Here is a 1224-nt window from a genome sequence, read left to right as displayed (position 1 = left end):
GGCATAATTTCAGTTTTGATTCTTGCTAAGATTGCAGCAGTGAGTTTTGGTTACGGATTAGCTTTGGCTCGAGGTGGGGCTTTAGCTTTAAAGGCTATTTTATATGGACCACTTGGGTCAACTTTAGTATCACTATCAGCACGTCTGATTCCAGCAGTAATTATGGGATTAAGAGCTTTAACACTAGCTATGGTTACCAGTCCTATAGGAGCTGTTGTTGCTGGACTATCAGTTGGTGCAGCGCTTGTAATTGCTAACTGGCAAAAGGTAAAAGACTTTTTCTCTGGTTTTTGGGAATCAATTATTACACCTATAGGAGAATTTTTCAATTGGATTAGTGATTTCGGAAATGGGCCGCTCAAAAAATTTAAGAATAAAAACCCACCAGTAGAAGCAAAAATTAGTAGTACATCTAAAATGATCACTGAGAACAATGTCTTACATGGTGGAAATCCTTTATTGAATAATAATGCTCTGAAGAAAATTTTAGAGAATAAAAAGAGTATTATTGAAGGTACTAAAATCAGTAGTGTTATTGAAGAAAAAAGTTCTGTGGCAGATGAAAAAAGTCCGAAAGATTGTATAAAATGTAAATGTGAACAGAAAGTTGTTAATCAAGCGTTCACATTTAATATAAGTATTAAAGCAGAACCCAACCAAGATGTACGTAGCCTTGCTGATGCAGTGATAAAAAGAATAAGAGAAAAGTCACGTGATGTTTTATTTGATTCAATAGAGCCGATTTACTGATGCTATCATTTGGTCCACATAAGCTTTCTCCAGCAAGTATAAAGTATAGCAAAGAAAGTCGTTGGAGTACTATAGAGTGCGTTAGTAAAGCACCGTTGTTACAAAATATCGGTCAAGGAGTAGAAAACATAGACTTAGAGGGAATTATTTATCTTCGTAACTTTAATGGCTTAAATCAATTAAAGAACTTAAAGGAAACAGAAGTACCTCACTCTTTAGTAGATAATGCAGGTAATGTTTTGGGGCAGTTTGTAATTATACAACTAGAAGAGAAACAAACATCATTTTTTCCTGCTGGTCTACCAAGAAAAGTTGAGTTCAATATAAGTTTAAAGAGGTTTAACTGAAAATGACAACATATTACTGGACTAAGGAGGGAGAAATGATAGATTTAATTTGCTGGAGACATTATGGAGCAACCATAGGGATAGTGGAAGTAGTTTTAGAAGCTAATCCTGGTCTTGCAAAGTATAA

2 protein-coding genes and 1 pseudogene are annotated in these 1224 nt (G+C 34.7%); all 3 read left to right on the top strand.

The window, feature by feature from the left end; translation table 11 throughout:
- Nucleotides 1-750, top strand: a pseudogene (locus tag IC220_RS07675) (phage tail tape measure protein); the annotation flags it as partial.
- Nucleotides 750-1097: a phage tail protein gene (locus IC220_RS07670; protein ID WP_188153645.1), complete on the top strand. Its 348-nt coding sequence runs from the start codon at nt 750-752 to the stop codon at nt 1095-1097. The pseudogene IC220_RS07675 and the gene IC220_RS07670, both read left to right, overlap by 1 nt.
- Nucleotides 1098-1099: 2 nt before the next feature.
- Nucleotides 1100-1224 (top strand): tail protein X (locus tag IC220_RS07665; RefSeq protein WP_188153806.1); only part of this gene is annotated, 125 nt, incomplete at its 3' end.

The organism is Wolbachia endosymbiont of Pentalonia nigronervosa, assembly GCF_014534705.1.
Taxonomy (GTDB): domain Bacteria; phylum Pseudomonadota; class Alphaproteobacteria; order Rickettsiales; family Anaplasmataceae; genus Wolbachia.
This window is presented reverse-complemented; position numbering and strand designations above follow the sequence as displayed.